This is a genomic window from Bacillus sp. UNCCL81, assembly GCF_900112535.1.
Taxonomy (GTDB): Bacteria; Bacillota; Bacilli; order Bacillales; family Bacillaceae_G; genus Gottfriedia; species Gottfriedia luciferensis_B.
In genome coordinates this window covers 87,171-104,471 of sequence record NZ_FOMF01000008.1, presented here as the reverse complement: position 1 = coordinate 104,471, position 17,301 = coordinate 87,171, and the positions used below count along the sequence as shown (strand labels likewise).

At 32.6% G+C, this 17,301-nt stretch carries 10 protein-coding genes; 8 read left to right on the top strand and 2 right to left on the bottom strand.

Features of this window, described 5'->3' with window-relative positions; genetic code table 11:
- Window positions 1-7: 7 nt before the first annotated feature.
- From ribH to BM319_RS17400, 5 genes are all read left to right on the top strand, one after another.
- A complete protein-coding gene (gene ribH / locus BM319_RS17420; protein WP_069032800.1) occupies window positions 8-469 on the top strand; it encodes a 6,7-dimethyl-8-ribityllumazine synthase in 462 nt (153 codons plus the stop codon).
- Between the two features lie 274 nt (window positions 470-743).
- On the top strand, window positions 744-1,742 hold the full coding sequence (locus BM319_RS17415) for an MBL fold metallo-hydrolase (protein ID WP_502686158.1): 999 nt from the start codon (window positions 744-746) through the stop codon (window positions 1,740-1,742).
- 82 nt (window positions 1,743-1,824) lie between these two features.
- Window positions 1,825-2,301, top strand: a complete 477-nt coding sequence (locus tag BM319_RS17410) for a YbaK/EbsC family protein (RefSeq protein ID WP_091023849.1) — start codon at window positions 1,825-1,827, stop codon at window positions 2,299-2,301.
- Between the two features lie 153 nt (window positions 2,302-2,454).
- Window positions 2,455-3,276 carry a hypothetical protein gene (locus BM319_RS17405; RefSeq protein WP_069032802.1) on the top strand — a complete coding sequence of 274 codons (822 nt, stop codon included), beginning with the start codon at window positions 2,455-2,457 and terminating at the stop codon, window positions 3,274-3,276.
- A 428-nt stretch (window positions 3,277-3,704) separates the two neighbouring features.
- The gene (locus BM319_RS17400) at window positions 3,705-7,871 is read left to right on the top strand and encodes a S8 family serine peptidase (protein WP_069032803.1); all 4,167 of its coding nucleotides are present in this window, start codon (window positions 3,705-3,707) and stop codon (window positions 7,869-7,871) included.
- 56 nt (window positions 7,872-7,927) lie between these two features.
- Here the strand turns inward: BM319_RS17400 and BM319_RS17395 are convergent, their stop codons facing one another.
- Window positions 7,928-9,118, bottom strand: a complete 1,191-nt coding sequence (locus BM319_RS17395) for a YhgE/Pip domain-containing protein (RefSeq protein ID WP_069032804.1) — start codon at window positions 9,116-9,118, stop codon at window positions 7,928-7,930.
- Window positions 9,119-9,300: 182 nt separating this feature from the next.
- Here BM319_RS17395 and BM319_RS17390 point away from each other — a divergent pair, with 182 nt between their 5' ends.
- Window positions 9,301-9,909, top strand: a complete 609-nt coding sequence (locus tag BM319_RS17390; RefSeq protein ID WP_069032805.1) for a TetR/AcrR family transcriptional regulator — start codon at window positions 9,301-9,303, stop codon at window positions 9,907-9,909.
- 59 nt (window positions 9,910-9,968) lie between these two features.
- On the opposite strand, the gene BM319_RS17385 is transcribed toward BM319_RS17390, so the two are convergent.
- Entirely contained in the window at window positions 9,969-10,817 is an 849-nt protein-coding gene (locus BM319_RS17385) for a MurR/RpiR family transcriptional regulator (protein WP_025672344.1), read from the bottom strand.
- A gap of 549 nt (window positions 10,818-11,366) precedes the next feature.
- On the opposite strand from BM319_RS17385, the gene BM319_RS17380 reads away from it, so the two are divergent.
- Together BM319_RS17380 and BM319_RS17375 are read left to right on the top strand one after the other, a co-directional pair.
- Window positions 11,367-12,626 carry a helix-turn-helix domain-containing protein gene (locus tag BM319_RS17380; RefSeq protein ID WP_069032806.1) on the top strand — a complete coding sequence of 420 codons (1,260 nt, stop codon included), beginning with the start codon at window positions 11,367-11,369 and terminating at the stop codon, window positions 12,624-12,626.
- 363 nt (window positions 12,627-12,989) lie between these two features.
- On the top strand, window positions 12,990-17,150 hold the full coding sequence (locus BM319_RS17375) for a S8 family serine peptidase (protein ID WP_091023847.1): 4,161 nt from the start codon (window positions 12,990-12,992) through the stop codon (window positions 17,148-17,150).
- Window positions 17,151-17,301: the final 151 nt, after the last annotated feature.

The window sequence follows — 17,301 nt, the reverse complement described above, 5'->3', positions numbered from 1 at the left end:
GATAATTATGAAATTCGAAGGAAATTTAGTAGGATCAGGACTTAAAGTTGCAGTAATCGTAGGACGTTTTAATGAATTTATTACATCAAAACTACTTGGTGGTGCAGAAGATGCTCTATATCGTCATGGTGTAGAAGAATCAGACGTTGATGTTATTTGGGTACCAGGAGCATTTGAAATTCCATTAGTTGCAAAAAAACTAGCAGATTCAAAAAAATACGATGCGGTCATTACGCTAGGAACAGTTATTCGTGGGTCAACTACTCATTATGATTACGTATGTAACGAGGTAGCAAAAGGTGTCGCTGCTATTACCCTACAAACTGGGATCCCTGTTATTTTTGGTGTATTAACGACAGAAAATATTGAACAAGCGATTGAAAGAGCGGGCACGAAAGCTGGTAATAAAGGCTGGGATGCTGGTATTTCGGCAATTGAAATGGCTAATTTATTAAGAACTTTAAACTAGGTGCATATATAATAGAAGAAACTGGTTAAGGAGAGGTGAATTTTACCTCTCTTTTTTTTATTTTTTTATCAAATGAAAGTTATTTTTTATGTAGAAAAGCAATCTGAATATTTGTTTAATCTCATAAAATTGTGGTAGTGTAAAATTTAGTAAAGCTTTATTTGGAGGTAGAAATTAAATGTTATTTTTACTAATTTTAGTATTGTTAGTTATCTTTATCATAACTTTTTTAAATACATATCCTCATTTTGGGAAGAAATATTCAAAGGATCAAATGGAGTCATTTTATGCTTTGGATCATTATAAAAATGGTAAGTTTATAAACCAAGTTCCTACGAGTATGAGTATGGATTTCAAAACAAATATTTCTATGATTAGAGACTTTGTTAAGAAAAATCCGAACCGTACGCCTAAAGATGGGATTCCAATGGAGAAAATCGATGTTTCATTATTGCATTCGAAAAATAACGACACAAAAATTACTTGGTTTGGACATTCAGCTTTATTAATTCAAATCGAAGGAAAAAATATTTTAATTGATCCAATGTTTGGGAACGCACCCACCCCGTTTCCTCAATTTGGTGGTAAAAGATATAGTGGAGGTTTACCAATTGAGATCAATGAATTACCAAAAATAGATGCTGTCATATTATCGCATGATCATTATGACCATTTAGATTACGGTACTATAAAAAAAATAAAACAAAAGGTTAATCGATTTATTGTTCCTCTTGGTGTAGGGAGTCACTTGGTGAGTTGGGGAGTACCGAAAGAGAGTATTTCTGAACATAACTGGTGGGATGAATTTAAATTTGATCAATTAACATTAGCTTGTACACCAGCAAGACATTTTTCAGGGAGAAGCTTAACTGATCGTAACAGTACATTATGGTGTTCATGGGTCATCATTGGTGAGACAAAGAAAATTTACTTTAGTGGAGATAGCGGTTATGCACCTCACTTTAAGGAAATAGGGGAAAAATATGGACCGTTTGATCTTGCGCTAATGGAATGTGGTCAATATGATAAACGATGGTCTGCAATCCATATGCTGCCAGAAGAAACAGTTCAGGCTTTTGTTGATGTAAAAGGTAAAGTTCTTGTTCCAATTCATTTTGGTGCTTTTACATTAGCATTTCATGACTGGAATGACCCAATTGAACGAGCTGTTAAGGCTGCTAAAGAAAATGGGGTAAAGTATGCCACACCCAAAATTGGAGAAACAATTAATATAAGTACAGGTGAATATCCTAATTCAATTTGGTGGAAATAGTTTTTTTATTTTAAAAACAGCAGGATTGTACCTTTTAATATTGAATAAATAAAAAATCAATTTTTTTAGGGAAGTGATGTAAATGGAAGCATTAAAAGAAAGTGCAAAAATAGTACAAGATTTAATTTTTGATTTAGGTTATTCAAATAAAGTGATTGAATTACCAAATAGTGCAAGAACTGCTAAGGAAGCGGCGGATGCATTAAATTGTGAAGTGGCTCAAATAGCAAAGTCGATTATATTTAAATTAGAAAGTTCAAATAGCGCTGTACTAGTAGTAGCAAGTGGAATAAACCGAGTAAATGAGAAACAAATCGAGAAAATACTAAATGATAAATTAGGAAAAGCAGATGCTGATTTTGTACGTGAACAAACAGGGTTTGTAATTGGAGGAGTTTCACCAATCGGTCATAAAAACCAAGTAATTACATTTATTGATGAGGATCTATTACAGTATAAAGAAATATGGGCTGCTGCGGGTCATCCAAAAGCAATTTTTCAGTTAACACCAAATGAATTAATTGAAATGACAAAAGGTAAAGTAGTAAAAATTAAATAATAGAACTTAAATCATTTAGGCACATTCAAGTGTAATAAATCAGTTTTTGATTTACTATACTTAAATGTGCCTATTTATATTGGAAATTCTTACCTCGGGATTCATTTGAAATACGTCAGATTAAATTAGAGGGAAAGTGAGATGAATAAGTAAATGTTTAAATTTATTTGTACGACTTGTGGCGTTCAGTATAACAAGTCAATTGATCCTCCTGAGTACTGCATAATTTGTTCTGAAGAAAGACAATACATCAATCCAAGTGGTCAAAGTTGGACAACATTACAATCAATGAAAGAACAAAACTATCAAAATATTATTCGCTTTGAAGAAGAAAATTTATATAGTATTGTAACGAGCCCTAAGTTTGGGATTGGTCAAACTGCATATCTCATTAAGAATAAAGGATTTAATTTATTATGGGATTGTGTCACTTATCTAGATGAGAAGACGATTGAAGAAATTATGAGGTTAGGAGGAATCAATGCGATTGCTCTATCACATCCACACTATTACTCTAGTCAAATTGAATGGGCTGAAAGATTTGATGTACCTCTATACATACATGAAGATGATCAAGAGTGGGTTACGAGAAAAAGCGATAGGATTATTTTTTGGTCTGGTGAATCGTTAGAGCTTAACAAAGGAATTCAAATTCATCGATTAGGCGGGCACTTTAAAGGTGGGGCAGTATTAGAATGGAAAGCTGGAAATGAGCAAAAAGGAATACTGTTAACGGGAGATATAATTCAAGTTGTTGCAGATCCAAATTGGGTAAGTTTTATGTATAGCTATCCTAATTTAATTCCATTACCAGCCAAAAAAGTAAAAGAGATATCGTTAGCAGTAGAGAAGTTAACATTTGATCGGATTTATAATGCATTTCATGGGATTGTAAAAGAAAATGCAAAGCTCGTTGTCCATAATTCGGCTAAAAGATATATTGAAGCATTGAATGGGACTTTATTTGATACTTAAATGACAGTTAATAGTAGAAAAAAGGACCAAATTTAATTGGTTCTTTTTTGTGTTTTAGAAACGTTACTTGGGAACATTCTAGCGTTTAAATTAACTTAGAGTTTATTTCTATATTTTAATTAAAAATTTTTAATAAGTTAATTAAACGATTAATCGAATCCCTAAAATTGTTAAAAATCATGTTAATTTTATTGAAAGAAATGTAGAATTATGTCGTATTTTTTAAATAATGGTATAAACACTGAGAAATCAAGGCCTTTAATAACCCATTTGATTAAAAACAGAATATTCACGATAATTTAATTAAGGTAAATGAACGAAAGTTGTTCATTTTTAACGATTAATTACAATGAACTTTGTCAGAAAAAGATAATTTTTGTAATTAATTGTATTAGGTAAATTGTTGAAAACGAACTGGAGGAAGAAAAATGGGGGAAAACAGAGAGAAGGGTAAAGTTCTGAAAGGTTTTACAGTATTAGCTTTAACATCTAGTTTTATTTTAGGTTCTCTTGGACAAGTATCAAATGTTTCTAATGCAGCAAGTCCAAGTAAAGCGGAAGATATCCTGGCCAGTTTATCTTCAGAGCAAAGAGCGGCCCTGAAGCAGCTTTCGACGAATGAAGAATCAGGGCTTCAAATTTCATCTGATATTAATTTAGATTCTACAGAGCAAACTAGTGTCATTGTAGAGTTTGTGAGTCAACCTGTTAAAGTTGCTCAAATCGAAGCGAGTGTTGAAGGGAAAATCTTAACTAAATCGGATGCTGAAGCACAAATTGATCAAGACCACGATACGTTTACTAAAGATGTTGCTCAAGTATTAAATAGTGAAAAAAGTAAAAAAGTAGATTATAAAATTAATCGTTCATATAAAAATGCATTTAATGGTGTTTCCATGTCGTTACCAGCAAATCAAATTAAGAATCTACTAAAATCAAAAGCTGTAAAAAAAGTTTGGAGTAACCAAACATTTACGATTGATCCACCAAAAGAAAGTGATCAGTTAAAAGCAGATGAAGCGAATATTGGAAACTATACGCCATATGATGCGTTAGATCGTTTACATGCGGAAGGATTTACAGGTAAAGGTATTAAAGTAGGGATTTTAGATACAGGTATGGATTATAACCATCCAGACTTAAAGGATGCTTATAAAGGTGGATATGATTTCGTTGATAATGATAATGATCCAATGGAAACGACTTATGCCGATTGGAAAAAGTCGGGTAAACCTGAAATTAGTAATTCAGAAGCATATTACACTGAACATGGTACACATGTTGCAGGAATCATTGGTGGCCGAGGTAAAGCAAATAGTGATTATAAAACGTTAGGGGCAGCACCAGAATCAGATCTATACGCTTACCGAGTACTTGGACCATATGGAAGTGGAACAACTGATTCGATTCTTGCAGGTATCGATCGTGCTGTTCAAGACGGAATGGACGTTATTAATATGTCGCTTGGAGCAACAATAAATGATCCAATGTATGCAACGTCAATTGCAGTAAACAACGCAGTATTAAGTGGTGTTACAACCGTAGTAGCAGCAGGAAATACTGGTGATCAAATGTATACCCTCGGTTCACCTGGAGCTGCGGCATTAGCATTAACAGTAGGTGCGTCTTCTATTGCATTAGATGTTTATCAATACGCAGGAGTGAATAATGGTAAGAATTATTCAGTAAGGCAATTAGCACAAAATTATTCAGATGATATGAAATCTTTAAAAGGAAAAACATATCAGTTAGTTGATGTTGGTTTAGGAAATCCTGCCGATTTTACTGGAAAAGATGTAAAGGGGAAAATTGCGTTTATTAAGCGTGGAACGATTGGCTTAATTGATAAGATTAAAAACGCAAAAGCAAACGGTGCTGTAGGAGTATTGATGTACAATGATGAAACGAATAAAGCTGAAGGTGCAATCCAAGCATTTATTGGTGAATCAGTTGACGCAATTCCGGCGTTCTCTGTTTCAAATGAAGACGGATTAGCAATTTCCGCTGCAATTAAAGCTGGTGCAATAGATTTCACATTTGGAGACTATACAAAAATACAAACAAAATCAGATGAATTAGCAACATTTAGTTCAAGAGGTCCATCTCGTACGAACTATGATATTAAACCAGAAGTGACTGCACCCGGTGTATCCATTCTTTCAACTGTACCATTCTATGTAAATAATAAAACAGGAGATGGATCAAAACCTGAAGATTATAAATATGCATATTCACGCTTATCGGGAACGTCTATGGCAACACCGTATGTTGCAGGCGTATCAGCATTATTACTTCAATCAAATAAAGATTTACAACCAGAGGATATTAAATCAATCTTAATGAATACAGCTGATCCTTTATCAAAAGCTTATAGCGTCTTTGAAGTAGGCAGTGGACGAGTTGATGCTTATGAAGCAATCCACTCAAATGTAGAATTAGAAGTCGTGGATCAAACTTCTACAATTATTGGTGGAAAAGAAGAATCAATAAAAGAATTAACAGGTGGTATTAGCTTCGGTTCATATGGATCAAATGATGAAGACATTCAGGATTCTCGTAAAATTACATTAAAGAACCGCAGTGAAAAAGCAAAAGCATTCAAGGTTGATGTGAAATTCCAAACTGGAACAAGAGGATCTAAAGACGCGGCAGCGAACAATGTAACCTTAACTGGACCTACATCTGTCAAATTAGACGGAATTAGCCAAAAGAATATCAAGTTTAACTTAGACATTCCAAAAACAGCTGAAAAAGGTACATACGAAGGCTATATTAGATTCACAAATACAGCAGATTCAACTGAAGCATATCAAATTCCATTTGGTGGACGTTTTGTCGATGAAGGTATCGATACATTAAAAATTAACAATCCAATGTTTGGCACAAATACAGATTGGCCTGAAAATGCAAATCCATTTTTAAGTTTTAGTTACTCATTAAAATCATATATGAAAACGTTAGATGTAGTGTTACAAGATGCAGAGACTGGCGAGGATTTAGGTTTAGTTGGCTCATTTGTACCAATTGTATTGAATGAAAACGTAACTTATACAAATTCAAGAGGATTTAATTCGGTCTACTATCCATTTACGGGAGATGCGAAAAATCCAATTAGTAGCGAACCGATTAATGCAACAGCGGGGAAATATAGATTAAAAATGGTTGGAACAAATGAAAGAGGTAAAGTATTCACAAAAGTAGCTGATTTCATTTATGAAGCTGGTGCGCCAACTATGACGACTACCTTTGATAATTTAGATCAAAAAGTAATTGAATACAAAGACAGTCAATTTGATTCGAATGGACAATTTTTATATGACTTTAACATTAATTTAAATGATCCGGAAACTACAGAAGCAAATCGCTTAGGTATGCCGGTTGATCAATCTAGCAATGCAGTTGTATCATTTTACAATAGCCCGTTCCCTGCAAAGCCAAAGTATACAGATAAAAACGGCAACTATACTGACAAGATTTTAGTTAAGAAGAGTGCTAAACCACTTGAGGTTGCGTTTTATGGATTTGATGCAGCTAGAAACTTTACTGGAAACGCAACAAATATGTTAGAAGTATCATTTGTAAGTGAAAATTTACCATATTACTATTTAAAAGCAAATAAACAAACCGTTACAACAGGTGATACTGTCAATTATAGTATACGTTCAAATAACGTGAAAAATTTAAAAACAACGAAAATCAATTTGAAAGTTGATCCGAATCTTGCAACAATTCAAAATGTGGTTGTAAATGATGCAGTAAAACAGTATGGGGATGCGGATGTTTCTGTCTCTTCAGTACCTGCTGCAAGTGGTGCACTTCTTTATACATTTACGTTTACTTATAAAGGAACGAATGCTTTACCAGAGGATTTACAACTATTTAATTTTGATTTGAAAACAGCAGAAAAGTGGACAAAGGGTATGCCTTTTGATAGTAGTACAGTGACAGCATCAACAACTGACCAATCAAATGTAGAAACAAATAATATCTACACCTATATGGAATCTTATAAGCTTAAGTATGCTTATTCTAGAGTAGATGCTTTCCTACAATTAGAAGGAACAATTGATCAAACAACTAATCAATTGAACTATGCAATTGATCAAACGGCAATCGGTGCAAAAGTAACCGTGACCTCGTATGACGGAAAAACGACTGTAGATGCATCAATTAAAAACAAAAGTGGCCAATACATTGCTGAAGGTATAAAAGCTGATTCAAAACCTTATACTGTAAAAGTTGATGTGCCAGGCCATTTTACAATGACTAGAAAAATGAATCTAGCAGATGATGTACGTGGTGAAATAGTAGGAAAGAGAATGAATTGGAATTTAACACGAGCAGCAGCTGGAGATGTCAATAAAGATAATGTAATCGATATTTTAGATGCAATAGCTGTCCAAACGTATTGGGGGACAAATAAAGCCACTGCAGACTTTAACTTTGATAAAGTAGTAGATAAAAAGGATATGTCCTATATTGTGAAAAACTTTGGATTACAAAATCCTACAGTTGATAATACGCCAAAACCAAAAACTACCTATAAAGGAAAGGCTTTAGAAAGTATTTTAAAGGATTTAGGATTAAGTCAATAACAAGAAAGGGGAAACCAAATGAGTTGGTTTCCCTTTTTTGTGGTTAGATTTATTATTTATTTCATTGTTAAAGTTTGATTTAGTTCTTCTTTTTTCGGCTTAAAGGCAGATAAAGATAAAACGAGTAGAGAGATTACACCAATCCAAATAATAATACTCATTGGATGACTCATTGATAATCCTTTATCAAAATAGAAGATTTCTCTTAATCCATCTGCACCAAATCGCATTGGAACCCATGAGTAAATCCAGTCTTTTGAAAAAGTTGGTAAAAGTTCTTTTGGCATTCCGATTAAAGAACCCGAGAAGAAAAAGATTAGGGCAAAGATTCCTACGCCACCAAAGCCGATCCAAGACATGACAGCAGAAATTAGGATATGGAAACAGAAATAAGCAATCGTTAAATATAGTGCAACGACCAAGAAGTTTGGAAGTGTGAAGCCAATCCACTTTGCCATTATAGTTATACCGAAACCGATTAGGAAGGATAGGATTACTCCTAATAGTAATTGTTCAAAAATAACCTTTAATTTACTAATTGAATTTGATGTTTCTGTTTTCTTTTTCGCTAAAAAGACGATTACGGCACCTATTAAACTAGACATCCAAAGTGGTGTGATTAAACTTACTGGAGCATTTCCATTTGCTGTATGAGTTCCAATTGCATTTACATTTTCAACCTTCGTTATGATTGGATTTGATAATACTTCAGCTTGATTTACTGAAATTTGGCTCACGCTTTTCTTTAATTCATTAAAAACTTCAGTATGAATCGTTAAGTTAAGATTTTCTACTAAATGAGTTAGCATTTGACTAGCCATCGTTGATCCATTTGCATTTTTGCCTTGATTAACTAAAATTTTAATCGTTATTGGTGAAGGATTTGCTGTTTTTAATGAAGCCTGATTTTTACTTAAATCTTTTGGGAGAATAAGGGCAGCATAGTATTTTTGGTCATTTAGGCCTTTACGTACTTTTTCTTCACTTGATACTTGAATCCACTTAATCGCTGGTTTTTCACCATTTTTCGTTTTAGATAGTGCATTTATTTTTGCAACCATCATATTACCTATATTAACATTACCTTTTGAAGGTACTTGAGTTCCTTGATCTTCGTTTACGATCGCGATTGGAAGATTTTTAGGTGTAGGATTAACGGATGATGCTAATGTTAGACTGAATATAATCGCAACAACTAGTACTAGTATAGGAGCTAATATAGCTTGTTTTTGTTTAAATAAGTTCATTTTAATAACCTCCTAATTCTTTTAATAAAATAACTGAACAACGTGTTGACTATTGTTATGTGAAGATATTACAATGAGTTTTAATAAATCACAATAAGCAAATCATACAAATGTGTTCATTGCTAAACACATTTATCAAATTTGTTTAGTTAGAACTTATATTCCAGAAGGATGATCCAAAAATGAGTCAATCATTGAGAGAAATAAAAGTTGAAAAAACTAAGAAGTTAATAAAAGAGACGTTGTTAGATTTAATAGAAGAAAAAGGATTCGAAGCTATTTCAGTTAGAGATATTACTTTAAAAGCAGGATTAAATCGCGGTACATTTTATCTTCATTACAGAGATAAATATGATTTAATGGAAAAAAGTCAAAATGAGGTATTGGACGGATTACAGGATCGACTTATATTTATAAAGCCTAAAGAAATGAATGAGTTTTATTCAAATGATACGGTCTATCCACCTATTCTTAATGTATATCACTACTTAAAAGAAAATCAAAGGTTTATAAAAATTTTAATCAGTACAAAAGGTGACCCAGCTTTTCCGAAGAAAATGAAGGAACATATTAAAGAGTCGATTTATGAAAAACTAGTGGATTTATTAGAAGAAGAATACATGATTGAAATTCCACATGAATACACAACCGCATTTATTTCATCGGCATTCTTTGGACTTATGGAACAATGGCTAGAAAAAGAAGAACCAATTACCCCTGAAGAAATGGCAATCATGCATATGAAGCTTTTGAAGTTTATGAAGAAATTTGTTAGTCAAATCGCTAAATAATATATGCAAGAAAAAAGATGTCTCAACTTTTATTTGAGACATCTTTTTTCCTAATAATATTAAGATCTTGTTTCTGATATTGCAGTTCTTACCTTTTCAAATGATGTTTTAGCTTTGTGAGAGTTCAAGATCATTAAGTTTACGTACAATGCATCAATAATACTTAATTGTGCAATTCTTGAAGCAAGTGCCTCTGGTCGATATTCTGTTTCCTCAGAAGATGTGTAAAGTGAGACATCAACATTTTGACTTAGAGGAGATTTTGGAAAACCTGTAATTCCAATTGTTTTGGTACCGTTTTCATTTAGTACTTGCAAAATACGAAGGATGTCTTTATTTGAGCCTGAGTGTGAGATCACGATTGCCACATCTTCCTTTGTCAATTGAGAAGCTGACATCAATTGAAAGTGAGAATCTGTATACGAGTTCGCTTTTATTCCTGTACGAATAAATTTATGGAAGGCATCCATTGCAATAACAGACGAGCCACCTACACCGTATAATTCAACTTTATTTGCTTTTAATATAAGATTTACTGCTTTTTTAATCGAGGCACCATCTAGAATTTGGGCAGTATTTTCGAGTGTTCGAATATTAGATTGAAATATTTTATTTGCTATTGTTATTTCATCGTCTTTTTCGTTAATTTCCTCGTGGATTTGCTGAATCGGCGTCATAATTTCAGTTGCTAATGCAATTTTAAGTGCTTGGTATCCTTTAAATCCAATCCTTTTACAAAATCTAAAAACAGTTGCATCCGCAACGTTTAAGTCTTCAGCTACTTCTGTAATCGTACTGTGAATAATATGCTTTGGGTTTTGTAATATATAATCAGCTATTTTTTTTTCTTTATCACTTAATCGCGCATAATAAGAACGAATTTTACCTAAGCTGTTCGTTTGTTCCATATTCTTTACACCTTTCCTCAGGAAATTGATTTTTAGAAAAAATAAATTTTTAATATAGTATTAAATTGAAATTGTTTGTATTTTAAAGATTTAGAAAAGCATTATTATTTACTTAATAATTATTATATAGGAAAAAAGAGTTTTTTTTAATAATAATATGAAAACCCTTTCACAAGAAAATTATTTCGCATATTATCATTTTTGTCAAAAAAATTTTTTTCACACATATTTAGTATAGCAAATTTTCAAAATAAATGGGTTACGTGATAAAGAGAAAAGGGAATATTATTTGCTTTAAATGAAGAAAGATGAAAATAAACATAGTTAACTGAATAGGTCTTTAAGAATAAGTAAAAATTAATACATTAGTCTTTAAGATAGGATTTCATTTTCAAATTCCATCTTTTTTTTAGTTATATTGTATTGAATTTGAAAGAAAATTTCCTAGTACTAGGTATAAATCATTAATTGTTTTTTCCTTAAAAGGATATTAAAATTTAGTAAAGAATAGTTAGATAAATATGGTTATAGAGATAGAGGAGGGTGCATATGATTGAGGGGGAAATCATAAAGTTTTATCGTGAAAAAATGGGGTTAACTCAAGCTATGCTTGGAGAAGGTATATGTACAACTACTCATGTAAGTAAAATTGAAAGAGGTAAGACGGCTTATTCACCTGATATTATTGCTTTATTTTCAGATCGTTTAGGAATCAATATTAATCAAGAAGTCCAATCTTTTTATAATTTAGAGAAAAAATTACATCTATGGCATGATGCTTTAATCATGAAAAAAGAAGCTCAAATAGAAGAATATAAAGCAGAACTTGAACAAATGCCCTTTATTGACTATTCACAATATGCAGCCCACTATAATTTACTAAGAGCAAGATATTATTTTCATAATCAAAACTTAGATGTGGTTAAACAAATACTTACTTATGTAAAAAAAGAATTTAGTAATTTATCTCCTTTCGAGAAAAATTTATTCTATCATCTTCAAGGTATGTACTATATATCGAACTATACTAGCCTAAGTAGTGAAGATCATCAAAAGGCAATTAAAGTATTAAAGATGATTAATATTGATGAGTATCGAAATGAAGAATATTATCACCATCTAGCAATCGCCTATCATTTTGGAAGTTCAAAAATCTTAGCGTATAAATATGCCGAAATGGCACTTAAGTTTTTTCAGAAGACAAACAACTACTTATTTGCAATTAGTTCCGAAACCCTTATGCTATTGCAGTACGGAAGTGAACTAGAGATGAATTTTAGTGAAGTTGTTGAACGCTATAAAGATTTGATTCATAACTGTGAAGTATTAGGTGATCGCGAACGCAAGGCCATTTTATTAAATAATCTCGGAGTGAAGTACTTTAAGAGAGAAGAATATGAAACTGCACTGTATTATTTTGAGGAAAGTATTAATGAAACTGAAAATAAAAAATCAATCAATTATTTAAGACGTTTGTGCAATTATTTAGAGACATGTACGGAAGGCACACTATTAGAAAAAGAGATACTTCTTAGTGTGATGAAAAGAGCATTAGCATTAGCAAAAATGTTAAAAAGCCCAGTACATATTACATTAATTAAACTATTTAAGCTTAAGGCTGAGGGAGCCCGTGAAAAATTTTATCAATATCTATCGGATGAGGCACTCCCATTCTTTTATTCGACTAATAATAAATTTTATATCGAACAGTTCGGTAAGAAATTATATAAATACTATATAGAGATCAAAGAGTATCAAAAAGCTGCCGAGTTATATGAGTCAATTGAACATACATTTGTTAGCATGTAACAAAAGAAAATACATAGACAACGTAAGTAACGTGTCTATGTATTTTTTTGTCTTTTTTAGGGTAGAAAAAGTGCATTTATTATTTTAGTGAATTTAAATTACCTAAAATTGGTTTAATCTGAAGTTGAAATATGTTGTAATTTGTCGATTTTCTTAAGGGGTATTGAGTAAACGTTGATAAATCAGGGTTTGTTATAACCCAATTGATTAAAAATAGAAAATTCTCAATAATATAATTAATAGAAAAAAACGACAATTGTCATTCTATTTTGTTGATTACTTGAAGAAGTTGTCAAAAAAACTTATATCTAGTAATTAACGTAAAAGGCAAACTAAGAAGAAAAATGAACTGGAGGAAGAAAAATGGGGGAAAAGAGAGAAAAAAGTAAAGTTTTAAAAAGTTTTACTGTTTTAGCTTTAACATCTAGTTTTATTTTAGGTTCTCTTGGACAAGTGTCAAATGTATCAAATGCAGCAAGTCCAAGTAAGGCAGAGGATATTTTGGCAAGTTTAAGTTCAGAGCAAAGAGCAGCTCTTAAGCAGCTTTCTACTAGTGAAGATTCTGGGCTGCAAGTTTCCTCAGATATTAATTTGGACTCTACTGAACAAACAAGTGTCATTGTAGAGTTTGCTAATAAACCAGTGAAAGTCGCTCAAATTGAAGCGAGTGTTGAGGGTAAAACTTTAACGAAATCAGATGCAGAAGATCTAATTGACCAAGACCATGAAACTTTTACAAAAGATGTTAGTAAAGTGTTAACAACTAGTAAAAGTAAAAAAGTAGATTATAAAATTAATCACTCATATAAGCACGCATTTAACGGTGTTTCCATGACATTACCAGCAAATCAAATTAAGAATCTATTAAAATCTAAAGCTGTAAAAAAAGTATGGAGCAACCAAACATTTTCAATTGATCCACCGAAAGAGAATGATCAACTGAAAGCTGATGAATCAAATGTTGCAAACTATACTCCATATGATGCGTTAGATCGCTTACACGCAGAAGGGTTTACGGGTAAAGGAATTAAAGTAGGGATTCTAGATACAGGTATGGATTATCATCACCCAGACTTGAAGGATGCTTATAAAGGTGGATATGATTTCGTTGATAACGATAATGATCCAATGGAAACAACTTATGCGGATTGGAAAAAATCAGGAAAACCTGAAATCAGTGGAACATCAACTTATTATACTGAGCATGGTACGCATGTAGCTGGTATTATTGGTGGACGCGGTGTAGCAAACAGTGAATATAAAACAATTGGTGCGGCACCAGAAGCTGACCTTTATTCTTATCGAGTGTTAGGAGCTTATGGTTCAGGTACTGAGGAAGACATTATTGCAGGTATCGATCGAGCTGTTCAAGACGGTATGGATGTTATTAATATGTCATTAGGTGCAAGCTTAAATGATCCGCTTTATGCAACATCGATTGCTGTAAATAACTCTGTTTTAAGCGGTGTAACGACAGTTGTTGCAGCAGGAAATAGCGGCGATCAAATGTATACGCTTGGTTCACCTGGTGCAGCAGCTTTAGCATTAACAGTTGGTGCATCGTCAATCGCATTAGATGTTTATCAATATGCTGGAGTAAATAATGGTAAAAACTATTCAGTTAGACAATTAGCTAGAAATTATTCTGATGACTTAACATCATTAAAAGGTAAAACATATCAGTTAGTTGATGTTGGCTTAGGTAATCCTGCAGATTTCAATGGTAAAGATGTAAATGGGAAAATTGCTTTCATTAAACGTGGAACGATTGCATTAATCGATAAAATTAAAAATGCAAAAGCAAAAGGTGCAGTTGGCGTTTTAATGTACAACGACGAAACAAATCAAGCTGAAGGTGCAATCCAATCCTTCCTTGGTGAATCAGTTGATGCAATCCCGGCATTTTCTGTTTCAAATAAAGAGGGAATTGAAATTGCAGCTGCAATCAAGGCTGGTGCATCAGAATTCACTTTTGGTGACTTTAAAAAGGTTCAAACTGCATCAGATGAATTAGCAGGATTTAGTTCAAGAGGTCCATCTCGTGTAAACTATGATATTAAACCGGAAGTAACAGCTCCTGGTGTGGCGATCCTTTCAACTGTACCATTTTATGTAAATAATAAAACTGGTGATGGGTCAAAACCTGAGGATTACAAATATGCATATGAGCGCTTATCAGGTACATCGATGGCGACACCTTATGTAGCAGGTGTATCAGCATTATTACTTCAATCAAATAAGGACTTACAACCAGAAGATATCAAATCAATTCTAATGAATACAGCTGACCCGTTATCTAAAGCTTATAGTGTATTTGAAGCAGGTAGTGGACGTGTTGACGCGTATGAAGCAATTCATTCGAATGTAGAATTAGAAGTAGTAGATCAAACGCCAACGTATATTAATGGCAAGCAAAAATCAATTAAAGAATTAACTGGTGGCATTAGCTTCGGATCTTATGGTTTCGATGATCAAGATATTGCAGATTCTCGCAATATTACATTAAAAAATCGTAGCGAAAAAGCAAAAACATTCAATGTTAATGTGAAATTCCAAACTGGACTAAGAGGATCAAAAGATGCAGCTAAGAACAATGTAACTTTAACTGGCCCTACATCTGTAAAATTAAATGGAATTAGCCAAAAGAATGTTAAGTTTAACTTAAATATTCCAAAAACAGCAGAAAAAGGAACATATGAAGGTTTTATTACATTTACAAATACCGTAGATCCATCAGAAACATATCAAATTCCATTTGGTGGTCGCGTAGTCGATGAAGGAATCGATTATTTTAAAATCGACAACCCAATGTTTGGTAATGATACGAGCTGGCCAGCAAATGCCTTCCCGTTCTTATCATTCGATCTATCATTAAAGTCACACATGAAAACACTAGATGTATTATTACAAGATGCTACAACGGGTGAAGATCTTGGTTTAGTTGGTTCTTTTACACCAATCGGATTGAATGAGAATCAAGATTACTTTATTGGAAGAGGATTTAGTTCAATTTACTATCCATTTACTGGTGATTCAAAAAATCCAATTAGTTATGATCCAGTAATAGCAAAAGCAGGAAACTATAAATTAAAATTAGTTGGTACGAATGAAAAAGGTAAAACATTCGTAAAAACTGCTGACTTTGTTTATGATGTTGCAGCACCTAAAATGACTTCGAGCTTTGATTCATTAGATCAAAAAGTAATTGAATACAAAGATAGTCAATTTGATTCAAAAGGCGAATTCTTATACGACTTTAATATTAATCTAAATGATCCTGAAACTGCTGAAGCTAACCGTTTAGGTTTACCAGTAGATCAGTCAACTAATGCAGTAGTTTCATTTCACGATAGCCCGTTCCCGGCTAATCCAATTAAAACAGATAAGAACGGAAATTATACAGACCAGATTTTAGTTAAGAAGCGTTCTACACCATTACAAGTTTCATTCTATGGTATGGATGCAGCAAGAAACTTTACTGGAAATGCAACAAATATGTTAAGACTAGTATTCGTAGATCAAAATTTCCCATACTACTACTTAAAAGCAAATAAACAAACAGTTACAACGGGTGATACTGTTAATTATAGTGTTCGTTCAAACAATATTAAAAACTTAAAAACTACTAAAATTAATTTCAGTGTTGATCCAAATCTAGCAACAATTCAAAATGTCGTTGTAAATGATGCAGTAAAACAATATGGTGATGCACAAGTTTCAGTAACTTCAAAACCTTCTGGATTAAGTCAGCTTTATACATTTACATTTACTTACAATGGAACAAAAGCTTTACCAGAAGACTTACAATTATTTAATTTCGATATGAAAACAGCAGAGAAATATACAAATTTCATCCCAAATGATTGGTACACAATGACTGCATCAACAATTGATCAATCTAATGTTGAGACAAAAGATGTGTATGCGTACATGGAATCTTATAAAGTTAAAAATACTTATTCTAAAATTGATGGAGCATTAAATTTAGAAGGAGCATATGACCCAATAACAGGAAGCCCTAATTATGCGCTTGATCAAAGTGTAATTGGTGCAAAAGTTACAGTTACATCTTATGATGGAAAAACAACTGTTCAACCTTCAATTAACAAAAGCGGACAATACAGCGCTGAAGGCTTAAAAGCAGATACAAAACCTTATACTTATAAAGTTGATGTACCTGGACATTTTACAATGAACAGACAAGTACTTTTATCAAATGAAGTACGTGGAGAAACGTTAGGAAAGAGATATAATTTAGGTTTATTAACAGCTGCAGCAGGGGACGTTAACAAAGATGATGTAATCGATGTGTTGGATGCACTAGCTGTACAAACGTATTGGGGTACAAATAAGGCTACAGCAGACTTTAACTTTGATAAAGTAGTAGATAAAAAGGATATGGACTATGTTGTTAGAAACTTTGGATTACAAAATCCTACTGTTGATAACGCACCAAAACCAAAGACTACTTATAAAGGTGCAACTTTAGATAGTATTTTAAAAGATTTAGGTTTAGATCAATAATAATTTAGAAGAGGGAAGCTAGCTAGATTGGCTTCTCTTTTTTATGTTATCGGAATATACGTGGAATGATGTAGTAATGAAGTGCAATTAAAATAGTGAAAACTGCAATTAAAAAGTATGGAACTACAATTAAAAAAGCGAAATCTGCAAA

What these genes read in the sequence shown, in the direction of transcription:
- ribH (WP_069032800.1), top strand. Translation starts at nt 8, where the DNA reads ATGAAATTCGAAGGAAATTTAGTAGGATCAGGACTTAAAGTTGCAGTA.
- BM319_RS17415 (WP_502686158.1), top strand. Translation starts at nt 744, where the DNA reads ATGGAGTCATTTTATGCTTTGGATCATTATAAAAATGGTAAGTTTATA.
- BM319_RS17410 (WP_091023849.1), top strand. Translation starts at nt 1,825, where the DNA reads ATGGAAGCATTAAAAGAAAGTGCAAAAATAGTACAAGATTTAATTTTT.
- BM319_RS17405 (WP_069032802.1), top strand. Translation starts at nt 2,455, where the DNA reads ATGTTTAAATTTATTTGTACGACTTGTGGCGTTCAGTATAACAAGTCA.
- BM319_RS17400 (WP_069032803.1), top strand. Translation starts at nt 3,705, where the DNA reads ATGGGGGAAAACAGAGAGAAGGGTAAAGTTCTGAAAGGTTTTACAGTA.
- BM319_RS17395 (WP_069032804.1), bottom strand. Translation starts at nt 9,118, where the DNA reads ATGAACTTATTTAAACAAAAACAAGCTATATTAGCTCCTATACTAGTA.
- BM319_RS17390 (WP_069032805.1), top strand. Translation starts at nt 9,301, where the DNA reads ATGAGTCAATCATTGAGAGAAATAAAAGTTGAAAAAACTAAGAAGTTA.
- BM319_RS17385 (WP_025672344.1), bottom strand. Translation starts at nt 10,817, where the DNA reads ATGGAACAAACGAACAGCTTAGGTAAAATTCGTTCTTATTATGCGCGA.
- BM319_RS17380 (WP_069032806.1), top strand. Translation starts at nt 11,367, where the DNA reads ATGATTGAGGGGGAAATCATAAAGTTTTATCGTGAAAAAATGGGGTTA.
- BM319_RS17375 (WP_091023847.1), top strand. Translation starts at nt 12,990, where the DNA reads ATGGGGGAAAAGAGAGAAAAAAGTAAAGTTTTAAAAAGTTTTACTGTT.